General features: G+C 73.2%; 14 protein-coding genes. 9 read left to right on the forward strand and 5 right to left on the reverse strand.

Going from position 1 to position 15,278, the window contains the following annotated elements:
- Positions 1–230: 230 nt before the first annotated feature.
- On the reverse strand, positions 231–1,247 hold the full coding sequence (locus tag BKA22_RS20065) for a LacI family DNA-binding transcriptional regulator (RefSeq protein ID WP_218866480.1): 1,017 nt from the start codon (positions 1,245–1,247) through the stop codon (positions 231–233).
- A gap of 175 nt (positions 1,248–1,422) precedes the next feature.
- Between BKA22_RS20065 and BKA22_RS02205 the strand changes: the two genes are divergently transcribed.
- From BKA22_RS02205 to BKA22_RS02225, 5 genes are all read left to right on the forward strand, one after another.
- Complete coding sequence (locus BKA22_RS02205; protein WP_146951251.1) at positions 1,423–3,630, forward strand: beta-galactosidase; 2,208 nt, start codon at positions 1,423–1,425, stop codon at positions 3,628–3,630.
- Complete coding sequence (locus BKA22_RS02210; RefSeq protein ID WP_146951252.1) at positions 3,627–5,120, forward strand: glycoside hydrolase family 43 protein; 1,494 nt, start codon at positions 3,627–3,629, stop codon at positions 5,118–5,120. The genes BKA22_RS02205 and BKA22_RS02210 overlap by 4 nt, the downstream gene beginning before the upstream one ends.
- A gap of 52 nt (positions 5,121–5,172) precedes the next feature.
- A complete protein-coding gene (locus BKA22_RS02215; RefSeq protein ID WP_146951253.1) occupies positions 5,173–7,479 on the forward strand; it encodes an aryl-beta-d-glycosidase in 2,307 nt (768 codons plus the stop codon).
- Between the two features lie 101 nt (positions 7,480–7,580).
- Positions 7,581–7,946: a winged helix-turn-helix transcriptional regulator gene (locus BKA22_RS02220; protein ID WP_146951254.1), complete on the forward strand. Its 366-nt coding sequence runs from the start codon at positions 7,581–7,583 to the stop codon at positions 7,944–7,946.
- Positions 7,943–8,272 (forward strand): hypothetical protein, encoded by a 330-nt coding sequence (locus tag BKA22_RS02225; RefSeq protein ID WP_146951255.1) that lies wholly within the window; start codon positions 7,943–7,945, stop codon positions 8,270–8,272. Before BKA22_RS02220 ends, BKA22_RS02225 begins: the two co-directional genes overlap by 4 nt.
- On the opposite strand, the gene BKA22_RS02230 is transcribed toward BKA22_RS02225, so the two are convergent.
- On the reverse strand, positions 8,273–8,560 hold the full coding sequence (locus BKA22_RS02230) for a 2TM domain-containing protein (RefSeq protein ID WP_179561605.1): 288 nt from the start codon (positions 8,558–8,560) through the stop codon (positions 8,273–8,275).
- A gap of 226 nt (positions 8,561–8,786) precedes the next feature.
- On the opposite strand from BKA22_RS02230, the gene BKA22_RS02235 reads away from it, so the two are divergent.
- Positions 8,787–9,110: a hypothetical protein gene (locus tag BKA22_RS02235; RefSeq protein ID WP_146951257.1), complete on the forward strand. Its 324-nt coding sequence runs from the start codon at positions 8,787–8,789 to the stop codon at positions 9,108–9,110.
- Between the two features lie 316 nt (positions 9,111–9,426).
- On the opposite strand, the gene BKA22_RS02240 is transcribed toward BKA22_RS02235, so the two are convergent.
- Together BKA22_RS02240 and BKA22_RS02245 are read right to left on the reverse strand one after the other, a co-directional pair.
- A complete protein-coding gene (locus BKA22_RS02240) occupies positions 9,427–9,753 on the reverse strand; it encodes a hypothetical protein (RefSeq protein WP_146951258.1) in 327 nt (108 codons plus the stop codon).
- A gap of 214 nt (positions 9,754–9,967) precedes the next feature.
- On the reverse strand, positions 9,968–10,696 hold the full coding sequence (locus BKA22_RS02245) for an SDR family oxidoreductase (protein ID WP_146951259.1): 729 nt from the start codon (positions 10,694–10,696) through the stop codon (positions 9,968–9,970).
- A 362-nt stretch (positions 10,697–11,058) separates the two neighbouring features.
- Here BKA22_RS02245 and BKA22_RS02250 point away from each other — a divergent pair, with 362 nt between their 5' ends.
- Positions 11,059–13,017, forward strand: a complete 1,959-nt coding sequence (locus BKA22_RS02250) for an oxidoreductase (RefSeq protein WP_146951260.1) — start codon at positions 11,059–11,061, stop codon at positions 13,015–13,017.
- 61 nt (positions 13,018–13,078) lie between these two features.
- Here the strand turns inward: BKA22_RS02250 and BKA22_RS02255 are convergent, their stop codons facing one another.
- Positions 13,079–13,660: a TetR/AcrR family transcriptional regulator gene (locus tag BKA22_RS02255; RefSeq protein ID WP_146951532.1), complete on the reverse strand. Its 582-nt coding sequence runs from the start codon at positions 13,658–13,660 to the stop codon at positions 13,079–13,081.
- Between the two features lie 191 nt (positions 13,661–13,851).
- Here BKA22_RS02255 and BKA22_RS02260 point away from each other — a divergent pair, with 191 nt between their 5' ends.
- Positions 13,852–14,205: a VOC family protein gene (locus BKA22_RS02260; RefSeq protein WP_146951261.1), complete on the forward strand. Its 354-nt coding sequence runs from the start codon at positions 13,852–13,854 to the stop codon at positions 14,203–14,205.
- Between the two features lie 24 nt (positions 14,206–14,229).
- Positions 14,230–15,261 (forward strand): ADP-ribosylglycohydrolase family protein, encoded by a 1,032-nt coding sequence (locus BKA22_RS02265; RefSeq protein ID WP_146951262.1) that lies wholly within the window; start codon positions 14,230–14,232, stop codon positions 15,259–15,261.
- The last annotated feature ends 17 nt before the right edge of the window (positions 15,262–15,278 follow it).

Here is a 15,278-nt window from a genome sequence, read left to right on the forward strand (position 1 = left end):
TCCCGCCTAGCTGCCAACTCAGTGCATATCTACTCAGTACGAAAGAGCCGATTCACTGTGACGTATAAGTGACGGTACCTGCACCCGGCGCCGGATCGCAACACCCGGAAGGTCGCGGGAGGGTCACAGATCGATCACGCCGCGAGAGGCGCAGGGTCGCCCGCGAGCCGGCACGCAGGGCGCACCGACGACGCCGAGGAGCGCCCGACCAGCGCCCGGAGCGACTGCGCTCAGGCGGAGTCGCGCCGCACGAGGGTCGCCCGCGGAGCGGCCGTGCCCTCCACGGTCCCACCCGTGATCGCGGTCAGCACCATCTGGGAGAGCAGGTCCGCGATGGCCGGCGAGTGGATGTCCACGGTCGTCAGCGCAGGGTGCGCGAACGGCGAGAGCTGCACGTTGTCGACGCCGACCACGGCCAGGTCGTGCGGCGCCGAGAGCCCGAGGACCCGCATGCCGGCCAGCAGCGCGAAGGCCTGCTCGTCGTTGTAGGCGCACACCGCGGTGATGCGCTCCTCCTGCGGCACCGACATCCACTCCGCCACGGCCGCCGCCGCCTCGGTGACGTCGAGCGGGAGCGGGACGACGACCGGCTCGGGCACGCGCGCCGCGGCGCACACCTCGCGCACGCCGGCGATCCGGCGCCCGTAGTAGCCGAACACCCGCTGGTCCACCGGGGCGGCGTAACCGAGGCGGCGATGACCGCGTTCCAGCAGGTGAGCGGCCTGCAGGCGGCCGATCGCCATGTCCGAGATCGACAGCTTGCCGGGCCCCTCGTCGTCCATCGGCGCGCGCACGAGCACGATGCCGGCCGCCTCGATCTTCTCCTCGTCCTCGGCCGAGAAGGCGGCCAGGTTCACCAGGGCGGCGGGCATGACCTCGCGCCAGGCGCGCTCGAGCATCGCGCTGCCCCGGTGCCGGCGGTACACGACCGAGTAGCCGTGCGGCTCGAGGTCGTCGCTGAGCCGATCCATGACCATCGAGATGTTCGAGCCGATCGGGGCGTCCGGCAGCACCGCGAGGACCATCCGGCTCGCGCCGAGCCGCAGCGCCCGGGCGGCGGCGGAGGGGGCGTACCGCATCTCCTCCGCAGCCGCGAGCACGCGGGCACGGGTGGCCTCGGAGATCTTCTGGTTCGGGGTGTCGTTGAGCACGTAGCTGACCGTGCTCTGGGACACACCGGCCTGACGTGCGACGTCCTTCGCGGTGACTCGCGCCCGTGCGACCACACCGACCCCCTTCTCGACCACCGGAGCCTACAGCGGCAAGGTCACATCGAGGTGAACACTTGCTGATTCGTATGAGTAGACGGTAAGCATAGGGATGTCGAGACCGCTTGTCGCGGTGTCCGACGCGACGGACGTCGCGGTCCCGGCACCCGATGCGCGCGACGACGCGCGCATCCCCCGCCCTGGAGGCAGACCGATGACGTTCCCCGACGCCGCACACCCGTCGATCACCGACCGGGTGCTGTTCGGGGCCGCCTACTACCCCGAGTACGCCGCGCCGGGCGCCGAACCCCTCGACCCGCAGCGCGCACCCGACCGGGTGCTGCGCGACCTCGACCTCATGGCCGCCGCCGGGTTCACCGCGATCCGCGTCGGGGAGTCCGTCTGGTCCACCTGGGAACCCGAGGACGGCCGGTTCGACCTCGACTGGCTCGCGCCCACGCTCGACGCCGCGCACGAACGCGGCATCGCCGCCGTGCTCGGCACCCCCACCTACGCCGTGCCGCCCTGGCTCGCGCGCCGCTACCCCGAGATCGCCGGCGACACCGCCACCGGACGACGCATGCCGTGGGGGTCGCGCCAGGAGGTCGACTTCACGCACGCGGCCTTCCGGCACCACGCCGAGCGCGTGATCCGCGCCGTCGTCGGCCGCTACCTCGACCACCCGGCCGTCATCGGCTACCAGGTCGACAACGAGCCCGGCATCCGGCTGCTGTCCAACGAGGGCGTCTTCCAGCGCTTCGTCGACGAGCTGCGCCACCGCCACGTCACGGTCGAGCGGCTCAACGAGGAGTGGGGACTGACCTACTGGTCGCACCGGCTGTCCACCTGGGCCGACCTGTGGCGGCCCGACGGCAACCTGCAGCCCGAGTACGACCTGGCCTGGCGCCGGTTCCAGGCCGGGCTGGTCACCGAGATGATCGGCTGGCAGGCCGACCTCGTCCGCACCCTCGTGCACCCCACGCACCCCGAACGGTTCGTCACCACCTGCCTCTCGTTCGACCAGCTCGGCGTGGCCGACGTGCCGCTGTCGGAGCACCTGGAGATCACCGCAGGCAACGCCTACTACCGGATGGCCGACTCGCTCGCGCACCCGGCCACGACGCCCATGTCGCCCGACTGGATCGTCGAGGGCACCTGGGGCGTCTACCAGCTCGCCGACCTCATGTACTCGGCCAAGCAGGCGCCGTTCTTGGTCACCGAGACGAACGCCGCCTCCATCGGCCACGGCTCGACGAACTCCGTCGCGTACGACGGCCAGTGGCGGCAGGCCGCCTGGGCGCTCGTCTCACGCGGAGCCCGCATGGTCGAGTACTGGCACTGGCACACGCTGCACCACGGGACCGAGACCTACTGGGGCGGGGTGCTGCCGCACGACGGCCTGCCCGGCCGGGCCTACCTGGAGATGGCACGCCTGGGCGCCGAGCTCGCGGCCGCCGGACCTGTCGTGGCCCGGTCGACCCCCGACGCGGACGTCGCGTTCCTCTACTCCTCCGACGCCAAGTGGGCCCTCGGGTTCGCCACGCAGGCACCCCTGCCCGCCGCGAACGGCTGGGGCGACGCCGACGCGTACCGGCGTCTGACCCTCCCGTTCTACCGCGGGGCGTTCGACGCCGGCCTCCAGGTCGGCACGGTCCGGCCCGAGCAGCTGTTCGGCGACCTCACCGACACCGACGACGCTCCCCCGCCGACCGACCCGGCCGAGCTGGCCGCGCAGCGGCCCGTCCTCGTGGCGGTCGGCCTGTACACCGCACGGGACCGCGACCTGGACTGGCTGTGCGCGTACGCCGCCGCGGGCGGGCACCTGATCATCGGCCCGCGCACCGGCTACGGCGACGAGGCCGGTCGGGCGCGCACCGACGTCAAGCCCGCACGGCTCGACGAGGCCGCCGGCGTCTCCTACCAGGAGTACGCCAACCTGCTCGAGCCGACACCCGTGCTCGCGCCCGACCTCGGCGACGGCCCGTTCGTCGCCACCGCGTGGAGCGACTACCTGCGGCCCGACGACGCCGACGTGCTCGCCCGGTACGAGCACCCGCACCTGGGACGCTGGCCGGCCGTCACCACACGGGCGCACGGCGACGGCCGGATCACCGTGGTCGGCACCGTGCCCGGCCAGGACCTGGCGCGCGCGCTGCTCGCCTGGGCGTGCCCCGCCCCGCTGCACGGGTGGCCCGACCTGCCCGCCGACGTCCGGGTCACCACCTCGACGGCCGACGACGGCCGCCGCATCGCGTACGTGCACCACTGGGGCTGGGGCGACGCCGTCGTCACGACCCCCGTCGACCTCGTCGACGCGACCGACCCCGCTGTCCGCATCGCGGCAGGCAGCACCCTCACGCTCGGCCCGTGGGACGTCCGCGTCCTCGTCGGCGAGCCCACCACCCGGCAGGAGAACCGATGACCAGCGTGCCCCCGAACCCCCTCGCCTCCGGCTTCCACCCGGACCCGTCCGTCGTCCGCGTCGGTGACGACTACTACCTGGCGAACTCGACGTTCGAGTACCTGCCGGGGATCCCGGTCCAGCACAGCCGCGACCTGGTGACCTGGGAGCACGTCGGTCACGTCGTCGAGCGCGACGGCCAGCTCGACATCACCGACGTCCCCACGCTCGGTGGCGCCTGGGCCCCCACGATCCGGCACCACGACGGCCGCTTCTGGATCGCCGTGACCGACGCGATGGGCCGCGGCACGCTCGTGTTCACCGCCGACTCCCCGGCCGGCCCGTGGAGCGACGGCGTGCTCGTCGAGGGCATGGACGGCATCGACCCCGACCTCGCGTGGGACGAGGACGGCACCTGCTACCTGACCTATTCAGCGCTGCGGCTGTCCGGCATGGGCCACGACGGCATCGAGCAGTTCCGCGTCGACCCGCTCACCGGCCAGATGCTCGAGGAGCCGCGGCCGTTGTGGTCCGGCACCGGCCTGATGTTCCCCGAGGGGCCGCACCTCTACCAGCACGACGGCTGGTGGTACCTGTTCATCGCCGAGGGCGGCACCGAGCGTGGCCACTCCGTCTCGGTCGCACGCTCGACGCGCCCCGACGGGCCGTTCGAGGGCTGCCCGGCGAACCCGCTGCTCACCGCCGCAGGGACCGACCGCCCCGTGCAGAACACCGGGCACGGCGACCTCGTGCAGGCCCCCGACGGCTCCTGGTACCTCGTGCTGCTCGGCATGCGGGTGCGCGGCGGCACGCGCTCGTTCTCGCCGATGGGCCGTGAGACGTTCTGCACGCCCGTGACCTGGAAGGACGGCTGGCCGCAGATCGCGCCCGTCGTGCTCAGCGAGCCCGGGCCCGCCGTGGTCTGGGAGGACGACTTCGACGCGACCGTCTCGGACCCCGCGTGGCTGGCCGTACGCCGCCTGCCGGGCGACGTCGCCGACCTGACCAGCCGACCCGGGCACCTCGTGCTGCACGCCGACGGCTCGGACCTCGGCGACCTGCGCCCGGTGTTCCTCGGCATCCGGCAGGCGCACATGCGTTCCCGGTTCTCCGCTGTCGTCGACGCCTCCGCGGGCACCGGCGGCATCGCGATGCGCATCGACGAGCTGCACCACGTGGGCATCGAGCTGTCGGGGCGGACCGTCGTCGCGCACGCCCAGGTCTCCACCTTCGGCGAGACCTGGAGCGCCCAGGTGCCGCAGGGGCCGGTCACGCTGTGGCTGGCCACCGACCCGATCGAGCCCGGCGGCGACTTCCTGGAGTCGATGTCGAGCGACCACCTGACGCTCGGCTACGACGGGCCCGACGGCCCGGTCACGCTGGCCCGCGTCGACGGCCGGTACTTCACCGCCGAGACGACCGCCTCGTTCGCCGGCCGCGTCGTCGGCCTGTACGCGACCGACGGCACCCTCGCCGTGGACCGCGTCCGCTACGACGGCACCGACGCCTGATCCGCTGCACGCACCGACCCGACCTCACCGACCACCCAGCAAGGAAGACCTCATGACCACCACACCCGACACGACCGGCGCCGTCGACGAGGCCGCGATCGACCGGCTGCTCGCCCAGCTCACGCTCGAGGAGAAGGCCGCACTGACGTCCGGCCAGGACTTCTGGACGACCGAGCCCGTCGACCGCCTCGGCGTCGCGTCCGTCATGGTGACCGACGGCCCGCACGGCCTGCGCAAGCAGACCGGCGCCTCCGACCACCTCGGCATCGGCAGCTCCGTGCCCGCCACCTGCTTCCCGCCGGCCGCGGCGCTCGGCTCGACCTGGGACGTCGACCTGCTGCGCCGCGTCGGCGAGGCGCTCGGTCGGGAGACCCGCGCCAACGAGGTCGCCGTGCTGCTCGGCCCGGGCGTGAACATCAAGCGCTCACCGCTGTGCGGCCGCAACTTCGAGTACTTCTCGGAGGACCCGGCGCTCGCCGGGGACCTCGGCGCCGCGATCGTGCAGGGCATCCAGAGCCAGGGCGTGGGCACCTCGCTCAAGCACTACGCGGCCAACAACCAGGAGACCGACCGCATGCGCGTGTCGGCCGACGTCGACGAGCGCACGCTGCGCGAGATCTACCTGCCGGCGTTCGAGCGGGTCGTGACCCAGGCCCAGCCGTGGACCGTCATGTGCTCCTACAACCGGATCAACGGCACCTACGCCTCCGAGGACCACTGGCTGCTCACGCAGGTGCTGCGCGACGAGTGGGGCTTCGAGGGCCTGGTCGTCTCGGACTGGGGCGCCGTCAGCAACCGGGTCGCCGCGGTCGCCGCCGGCCTGGACCTGGAGATGCCCGGCACCGGTGGTCGCACCGACGCCGAGGTCGTCGCCGCGGTCCGCGAGGGCCGGCTCGAGGAGTCGGTGCTCGACATCGCCGCGCGTCGCGTGCTGCGCATGGTCGCCCTGTCCGGCCCCGCCCTGGGCGACCCGGGCACGTTCGACGTCGAGACGCACCACGCGCTCGCCCGCGAGGCCGCGGCCGCAGGCTCCGTGCTGCTGAAGAACGAGCCGGTCGGCGGCGCACCGCTGCTGCCGTTGCGCCCGGGCGACTCGGCGGGCCTGCTCGTGGTCGGCGAGTTCGCGCGCACGCCCCGCTACCAGGGTGCGGGCTCCTCGCAGGTGAACCCGACCCGCCTGGACGACGCGCTGACCGCGCTGCGCACGGCCACCGGGACCGACGTGCCGTTCGAGGCGGGCTTCACGATCACCGGCGGACCGGCCGGCGACGACGACGCACTGCTGGCCTCGGCGGTCGAGGCGGCCCGTTCGGCCGGGACCGTCGTGCTCTTCCTGGGCCTGCCGGCCGCGGACGAGTCCGAGGGCTACGACCGGACCACGCTGGCGCTGCCGGCCAACCAGGTGAGCGTCCTGGGCGCCGTCGCGCAGGTCTGCGAGCGGGTGGTCGTGGTGCTCGCCAACGGCTCGACCGTGACGGTCGAGTGGGAGGCCCTCGCGCCCGCCGTGCTCGAGACCTGGCTGGGCGGGCAGGCCGGCGGGTCGGCCGTCGCCGACATGCTCCTGGGCACCCTCGCCCCGGCCGGTCGGCTGGCCGAGACGATCCCGCACCGCATCGAGGACACCGCAGCGTTCGGCAACTTCCCCGGCGAGCTCGGGCACGTGCGCTACGGCGAGGGCGTCCTGGTCGGCTACCGCTGGTACGACACGCGCGACGTGGCCGTCGCCTACCCCTTCGGCCACGGCCTGGGCTACACCACGTTCGGCTACTCCGACGTGCAGGCCACGGTGCGCGGCGAGGGCCCTGAGGCGAGCGTCGAGGTGCGCCTCACGGTCACCAACACCGGTGAGCGCGAGGGTTCCGAGATCGTGCAGGTGTACGTCGGCGACCCGCAGTCCTCGGTGCTGCGACCCGTCCGCGAGCTCAAGGCGTTCCGCAAGGTGAGCCTCGAGGCCGGTGCGTCGCAGGAGGTCGTCGTCACGCTCGACGCGCGTGACCTCTCCTTCTGGCACCCGGGCCTGGGCCGCTGGGTCGTCGAGTCCGGCACGTTCCGGGTCGAGGTCGGCGCCTCGTCCCGCGACATCCGCACCGCGACCGACGTCGAGGTGACCGGTGAGCCCCTGTGGGGCGTCCTGACCCCCGACTCCACCTACACGGAGTGGACCACCCACCCCGTCGGCGGCCCGCTGCTGCAGGCCGCGCTGGCGCCCGAGGGTGAAGCACCCGAGGTCGACGAGACCCTCGCCTCGATGATGGGCGACATGCCGGTGCGGGTGCTGGCCGGCTTCGGCCTGGCCGGCTTCGACCTGGACTCGCTCGACGCGCTGGTCACCGAGGTTGGCGGGATCCCGGTCGCCTGACCTCGCTCCCACCCGACCAGCAGGTCACCGACCGACGACTCCCGCCCTCCCGGGAGGACCCGGTCGGTGACCTGCTCGCGTCCGTGCGCCACACTGCAGGCATGGGCAAGGCGTACGACATCATGGCCGCGACGTGCCCCAGCCGGGTGGTCCTCAACCGGATCGGTGCGCGCTGGTCGATCTTCGTGGTGACCGCGCTGGCCGAGGACACCATGCGCTTCACCGAGCTCAAGCAGTACGTGCAGGGCATCACCCCCAAGGCCCTCACCGAGACCCTGCGCGCCCTGGAGCAGGACGGCCTGGTCCTCCGCGAGGCCTACGACGAGAACCCGCCACGCGTCGAGTACCGCCTGAGCCCGCTCGGCCGGTCCCTGCTCGTCCCCCTGCAGGGCGTGCGCGAGTGGGCCGAGTCCCACGTGCCCGAGATCCTCGACGCCCAGGACCGCTGGGACGTGCGCACCCCATGAACCGGACGCACGGCATCGCAGCGCTGGCCGTCGTGCTCGTGCTGGGCGCCGCCGCCACAGCGCTCGTCCCGGACCGAGAAGGTGTGGACGTGCCGGACGAGGGCCCGTGGACGATCGCCGTGGCAACCGGCTTCCACGACCTCGACGACTGCCTCGACGACGAGGCCGTCGCGGTGGTCACCTCCAGCGCCGACCTGCCGTCCACGAGAACGGCGCTCACCTTCGTCGAGTCCGCCACCCGCTCGGACGTGGAGCGGGTGGCCTCGTGCCTGACGGGTCGGGTCGGGGCCGATGCCGTGATCGTCCTGACGACGGACGCCGGCTGATCAGTCCTGCGGCCGTCCGCGGCGCAGCTCACGGTCGATGTCGGCCTCGGTGATCGGGCGTCGGCCGAGCACCTCCCACGCGTTGAGCGCCAGGCCGATCCCCCAGCCGCCGAGCACCCAGATCGGCCAGAAGTTGCCGTTCGGCGTCGTCACCCACCAGACCAGCACGAGGAACGAGTTGACCACCACGTACGTGACGGCGTGCGTCGTGAGGTCGCGGCGTGCGCGCACCCGCTTGAGGGCGAGCTCTCGCTCTTTGTCACGCGAGGGCACAGCGGGCTCGGTCACGACGCACTCCTTGTCGATCGATGGTGTGACCAGCCATTCTGCCCGTCGGCGCCCGCGCACGGTCGCGGTCCGGCGGCCCGATCTGGAAGCGACGCCGCCTGTTCAGCGGGGACGAGTGCAACTCAGCGGCTCACCCACACCACCCCACCACCGCGAGCACCTCGGGAAGCCCGGTCTGAACCATGATGACGATGAGGCGAGCACGACTCGACGAGGAGGTGCCGGCATGAGGCGACACATCGCGGCCCTGGGAGGCCTTGCAGCGCTCGGACTCCTGACCGGGTGCGTCTACGACGCGGGCTACGCCGCGGTGTCCTACGAGAACCGGCTCGACGACACCGTGGTCATCACACTCGAAGGCGACGGTGGGCCGTACGAGGTGGTCGTTGGTGGCGACTCGGCCAAGGTGCTCGCGACAGACGAGTGCAAGGGCACGGCGATCGTGGTCAAGACCGAGGACGGCGACCTGGTCGGGCGGGTGGAGAAGCCCGCGTGCCCCGACTGGCGTCTGGTGGTCAACGAGGACGGCACCCTCGACTACAGCGAGTAGAACTCGGTCGACGAACGCACGTGCTTCGCCCTCGACGTCGGCGTGACCCGCACCAGCACCGCCGCCCTCTACGCCCTGGCCGAACCCACCAACCCCGGCGGTGCCGTGGGCACCTTCGCCATCTCCGACCGCACCCACACCTCCCCCACCACCACCGCAGCAAGCCCCATCCGGCCTCACAGGAGTGCGGGCGACCGTACGCGGAAGCGCCGGTGCTGGTTCGCATCATGCATGTGCTGAGCGGGCCTATTGCAGACCAATGACCGCCTGTTTACAGAGGCGACCACCCGTGCGACTGCGACCGGTCGCCTCTGACCTACGGGCGCACCGCCAGGCAAGCAAGAGCGATCACAAAGCTCTCCGCTGCCAGCGTCGTCAGAACGGCCCGACGGCCGCGAAGCCACATCTGGCGCACCGAAAGAACGCCGAGAATGCCGACTGCCGCGAGCGACAGGATCCAATGGACCGCCCACATCTGTCGAAGTGCCGTGTCGCACGCCCTGGGGACAGGAAGGACCGCGGCGCAGATCCCATCGTTGGGGACATGGGACGCGATCGACCAGATGAGGATCCCGCCGACTGCCGCGAGGCAGACCAGGCCGGTGTTGATGATGCGGGTTGAGGCCGGGCCGTCCTGCGTCATGCCGCGAGGCTAGCCAGGCTCTTCGGCTCTCGGCAGGTGTAGGCGTAGCGGGTCGCGCGTCGGGGCCAGCACGTCGACTGCTCCGGGGCAGTTGCGCAGCCGCCCCGAGGATTCGCCCGCGGTGGGTCGCCGTGCGACCGACGAGCGCCTGGGGACCGCGACTCCGCAACGGCCGACCGCGCGCCACCCCTCCACCCCGGGCGAATCCCCCTGGTCAGGCGTGCCGCGCGCCGCCCTCGACGTGGATCGTCTCACCGCTGACGTACCCGGCGGTGAGCAGCCAGAGGGCGGCCTCGGTGATGTCGTCGGTCCGGCCGACGCGGCCGACGAGCGTCCCGCCGGCGGCCCCGGCGAAGAACGAGGCCTTGGCGCCCTCGCCCAGGGTGTCCCAGGTGCCGGAGTCGACGATGCCGGGCGAGATCGCGTTCACCCGCACGGGGGCGAGCTCGACCGCCAGGTGCGTCGCGAGCGCGGCGACGGCGGCGTTGGTCACGCCCATGACGGTGTAGCCCGGGGAGGGGTTCCAGGCGGCGACGCCGGAGAACAGCAGGATCGACCCGTCCGGGGCGAGCCGGGGGGCGAGGTGCTTGGCGACGAGCATCGGCCCGATGACCTTGGCCTGGAAGGCGCGCACGACCGCGTCGTGCTGGTAGCCGGTGACGGGCACGTCGTGGTGGGCCGAGGCTGTGACGACGACGTGGTCGAGCCGGTCGAACGTGGCCGCGGCCTCGGCGATGCTGCGCTCGTCCCCGATGTCGATCAGCGCCGAGGTCGCCCCGGGTAGCGTGGCCGCGACCTGCGCGGCGCGGTCGGCGTCACGGGCGCCGACGACCACGGCGGCGCCGGCGCGCGCGGCGGCTTCCGCGATGCCGCGTCCGAGTCCTCGGGCTCCGCCGATCACCAGGACGGTCCTGCCTGCGAGCGGTGCTGCGTGGTTGTCCATGGTCGTCGCCTCCTCATCAGGGGGCGTCGATCGCCCCGCACGAGCGACGGTAGGTTTTGTATACCGGTACCTTCAACGAAACCGGAGCCCTCTCACCTGGGGGCCCGCTGTGCGCCTGTGGTGGACGTCACAGTATTTGCGCGTCACGTCATGCCTCCTCTTGACATGTCAGGGGTGACGACGCCCGTTCGCGGGCGTACCCGGTCGCGGCGTTGGTGACGAAGGAGGGCTCGCCACCACCGTCGCGACCGGTTCCCCCTGACGGGACCATCGACCTGCCCCATCACCTACCACGCGGTAAAGAATCGGCCTGGAGACCCGGCGCGGACGCCCCCGACCCCCGCCCCGGGAGGAAGGGCACCATGACCGCCGTCCCCGTCGACCTGCAGGCGCCGCGCGCCTCCTTCGACCGCACGCTCTCCCCCGGCCGCATCGGCTCGCTCGAGCTGCCGAACCGGATCGTCCTGGCGCCCATGGGCACCGAGATGGGCACCCACGAGGGCCTGTTCACCGAGCGTGAGATCGCCTACTACACCGCGCGTGCCGCCGGTGGAGCCGGCCTGGTCATGACCGGCATCAGCGCCGTGTCCCAGGACTTCGAGCACATCAACCCGGGCCTGTGCCGCGTCGACACCGACGAGTCGATCGCCGGACTGACCGCGCTGGCCGAGTCGATCCACGCGGTCGGCGGGCTGGTCAGCCTGCAGCTGACCGCCGGGCTCGGCCGCAACATCAACGTCGTCGACCCGAACCTGGCTCCCATCTCGGCGTCCGACAACCCGCACTTCTCGCAGCCCGACGTGACCTGTCGCCCGCTCGAGATCGACGAGATCGCGCTCATCGTCCGCCGCCACGGCGAGGCCGCCGCGCGTGCCGCCGCCGCCGGCATCGACGCGATCGACATCCACGGGCACACCGGCTACCTCGTCGACCAGTTCCTCTCGCCCGTCTGGAACCGGCGCGAGGACCAGTACGGCGGCTCGGTCGAGAACCGCTGCCGGTTCGCCGTCGAGATCCTGCAGGCCATCAAGGCCGCCGCCCCCGGCCTGCCCGTCTCGTTCCGCCTGTCGGTCGACCACCGGTTCCCCGGCGGGCGCACCGCCGCCGAGTCGCGCCAGATCGCGGTCATCCTGCAGGACGCGGGCCTCGACCTGATGATCGCCGACGACGGCTCCTACGAGGCGATGGACTACGTCTTCCCGCCCTACTACCTGGGCGACGCCTGCATGGTCGGCGCGGCCGCCACGCTCAAGGAGGTGCTCGACATCCCCGTGATGGCCGTCGGCAACCTCACGCCCGAGAACGGCGAGGCGCTGCTCGAGGCCGGCCAGGCCGACTTCGTCGGGGTCGGTCGCGGCCTCATCGCCGACCCGGACATGCCGCGCAAGCTCGCGCAGGGCCGCCGCGGCGACGTCCGCCCGTGCATCCGCTGCAACTCGATGTGCGTCGGCAACGCGTTCTTCGCCCTGCCCCTGGGCTGCGCGGTCAACCCGCAGGTCGGCATGGAGCTCGAGCGGGCCATCACCCCGACGGACGCGCCCAAGCACGTCGTGGTCGTCGGCGCCGGCCCCGGCGGGCTCGAGGCCGCACGCGTCGCGGGCCTGCGCGGCCACCGGGTCGACGTCTACGAGCAGTCCGACGTGCTCGGCGGCGTCCTGTGGCCGGCCGCGACGCCGGAGTTCAAGAAGGAGCTGCGGGCGATGGTCGGCTGGTGGGAGCGGCAGATCGCCGACCTGCCCGTCACCGTGCACCTGGGCCACGCGATCACCGCGGACTCCCCCGTGCTGGCCGACGCGGACGCGATCGTGGTCGCGACCGGCTCGGTGCCGCTGGTGCCCTCCTCGATCCCCGGCATCGACGGGCCCACGGTCGTCGGCGTGCTCGACTTCCACCAGGGCGCACCCGTCGGCCGTCGCGTCGTGGTCGCCGGCGGCGGCCTGTCCGGCGCGGACGCCGCGCTCGAGCTCGCGCAGGACGGGCACGAGGTCACGCTGGTCGAGATGGCCGACGAGATCGCCCGCGACATGCTGCTGATCAACCGGATCACGCTGCTGCGCCAGCTCGCCGAGCACGGCGTGACGTCGCTGACCGGGCACACGGTCACCGGGGTTGACGCCCTCGGAGTGACGCTGACCGGCCCGGACGGCGTGCGCACGGTCGAGGCCGACACGGTCGTCACCGCGTTCGGCGTGCGCCCGGCGGACGCGCTCGTCCACGCCCTCGCGGGTCGTGCGAACGTGCACGCGCTCGGTGACTGCGTGAAGCCCGCGAAGGTCGGCGAGGCGATCAACGCAGGGTTCACGGTCGCACTGGCTCTCTGAGCCCTGACCTGACCTGCGACGTCGAGCGCCCGTCCCTCCCGGGGCGGGCGCTCGACGCGTGTCAGCGGGCGCTCGCCCCGAACCTCAGGCCGTCGACGACGAGGTCGAGGAGCCGGCGCACCTGCTCGTCCCACTCCGGACCCGAGCCGACGGACCACACCGCGCCCATCGCGCGCAGGACGTCCTCGGCACCGACGTCCTGCCGGATCGTGCCGTCGACCGCGCCTGCCTGCAGGAGCACCGCGAGCGCCCCGACGATCCGCTCGCGCGTCTCGCCGAAGAGCGGGGAGTCGGTGCCCACGGCCGCGCGCAGCGCGGCGCCCATGCCCCGCTTGGTCGCCGCGTAGCGCACGAAGCGACCCATCCACTCGCGCAGCGACTCCACGGCAGGTCGGCCGGGCGCGAGCAGCTCCGGTGCGGCGTCGCACAGCTGCTGCACCTCCTGCCGGTACGCGGCCTCGACGAGCGCGTTGCGCTGCGGGAAGTGCCGGTAGAGCGTCCCGATGCCGACGCCCGCGCGCGCCGCGATGGTCTCGAGCGGGACGTCGCCGTCCTCCGCGAGCGCGGCGGCGGCCACGGCGAGCAGCTTCTCGCGGTTGCGCTGCGCGTCGGCGCGCGGGGCTCGGGCGGGTGCGGTGGACACGGGATCTCGCTTTCCTCTTGCTGAACGGAGGACCCTCCGCTTAGAGTGAGGGCACAAACGGAGGCGCCTCCGCTCCAGGGTACGACGAATGCCCCGGGACGTCGACGCCGCACCTCCACCACCCCCACCACCGGCGGCCCGGCCGCCCACACCCTCTCCCGACCCCTTCGCCCCCCCGACAGGAGCCACCCATGGCCAGCACCTTCCGCGGACTCACCTTCGACGCCCACGACGCCCACGCCACAGCGGTCTTCTGGGCCGCCGTCCTCGGCCGCGACCTCGCGCCCGGTGCGAGCGCCGCACGCGCCGAGCTGCTCGACGACCCGGTCGAGCACGCCCCGCGCATCGTCTTCGAGCAGGTCCTCGACGGGCACCCGGTGCACGGCGCGCTGCGCCTCGACCTGGTCACCCCGGACCTCACCTCCGAGTCCGACCGCCTCGTCCGGCTCGGCGCCCGGCGCCTGGGTCGGGTCACCGCGGGCACCAGCTGGGTCACCCTCACCGACCCCGAGGGCAACCCGTTCGACCTGGTCGCGGCCGCCTGACCCACGGCCGCTAGGGTCGGCGACGTGACGAGCTCATCCACGCCCGACCGCCCCGCCGACGACCACGCCGCCGACCACGCGGAGCGTGCCGCGCAGGCCGGCGCCGGGACACTCCTGGCCTCGGCCTGCGGCGACGCCCTGGGCGTGCCGTACGAGATGTCCGCCGTGCCCGCCGGCCCGGCGCTGATGATCGGCGGCGGGCTCGGCCCCTACGCACCGGGCGAGTGGAGCGACGACACGCAGATGGCCGTCTGCGTCGCCCGCGTCGCCGCCTCCGGGGCCGACCTGCGCACGCGGGATGCGCTCGACGCCGTCGCGCTCGCGTTCGAGGGATGGATCGACGCGGGCGCCACCGACGTCGGCATCCAGACCGCGCAGGTCCTGCGCCGCTCGCGGCGACTGCCCGGGCGACCGGCCGAGCGGCTGGCCGCCGCAGCCCGGGCCCTGCACGCCGAGACCGGCCGCACGGCGGGCAACGGCGCGCTCATGCGGACCGGCCCCGTCGGCGTCGCCGCGCTCGACGACCGCGAGGCCACCGCGCAGGCCGCCCGCCTGGTCGCCGAGCTCACGCACACCGACCCGCTGGCCGGCGAGTCGTGCGTGCTGTGGTGCGAGGCCATCCGCGTCGCCGCGACCGAGCAGCGGCTGGACGCCGCCGCGGGCCTCGACCTGCTCCCGCCGGAGCGCCGGGACGACTGGGCTGCGTGGATCGCCCAGGCCACCGCACCGGGCGCGGCACCCGGCCTGCGGCCCAACGGCTTCACCGTCACGGCGCTCCAGGCCGCGTGGCACGCGATCGCGACGACCCACGACGAGCAGCGCTCCCCCACGCAGAACCTCGAGGACGGCCTGCAGGCGGCCGTGCACCTCGGCGGGGACACCGACACCGTGGCCGCGATCGCGGGCGCGCTGCTCGGGGCTCGCTGGGGCGTCGACGCCGTGCCCGCCGTCTGGCGTGCCGCCGTGCACGGCTGGCCCGGGCTGACCGGCGAGGACCTGGTGAGCACCGGTCGCACGCTCGCGCTGACCGGGCTCGGGCACGGCCTCGGCGACTGAGCCCGCCCGAGCGCCCG

Origin of the sequence: Cellulomonas soli (assembly GCF_013409305.1) — a bacterium.
Lineage (GTDB): Bacteria > Actinomycetota > Actinomycetes > Actinomycetales > Cellulomonadaceae > Cellulomonas > Cellulomonas soli.

Coding starts and splice junctions, on each gene's coding strand:
- BKA22_RS02245 (WP_146951259.1), bottom strand. CDS start 10,696: ATGGACAACCACGCAGCACCGCTCGCAGGCAGGACCGTCCTGGTGATC.
- BKA22_RS02210 (WP_146951252.1), top strand. CDS start 3,627: ATGACCAGCGTGCCCCCGAACCCCCTCGCCTCCGGCTTCCACCCGGAC.
- BKA22_RS02220 (WP_146951254.1), top strand. CDS start 7,581: ATGGGCAAGGCGTACGACATCATGGCCGCGACGTGCCCCAGCCGGGTG.
- BKA22_RS02240 (WP_146951258.1), bottom strand. CDS start 9,753: ATGACGCAGGACGGCCCGGCCTCAACCCGCATCATCAACACCGGCCTG.
- BKA22_RS02205 (WP_146951251.1), top strand. CDS start 1,423: ATGACGTTCCCCGACGCCGCACACCCGTCGATCACCGACCGGGTGCTG.
- BKA22_RS02235 (WP_146951257.1), top strand. CDS start 8,787: ATGAGGCGACACATCGCGGCCCTGGGAGGCCTTGCAGCGCTCGGACTC.
- BKA22_RS02225 (WP_146951255.1), top strand. CDS start 7,943: ATGAACCGGACGCACGGCATCGCAGCGCTGGCCGTCGTGCTCGTGCTG.
- BKA22_RS02250 (WP_146951260.1), top strand. CDS start 11,059: ATGACCGCCGTCCCCGTCGACCTGCAGGCGCCGCGCGCCTCCTTCGAC.
- BKA22_RS02215 (WP_146951253.1), top strand. CDS start 5,173: ATGACCACCACACCCGACACGACCGGCGCCGTCGACGAGGCCGCGATC.
- BKA22_RS02260 (WP_146951261.1), top strand. CDS start 13,852: ATGGCCAGCACCTTCCGCGGACTCACCTTCGACGCCCACGACGCCCAC.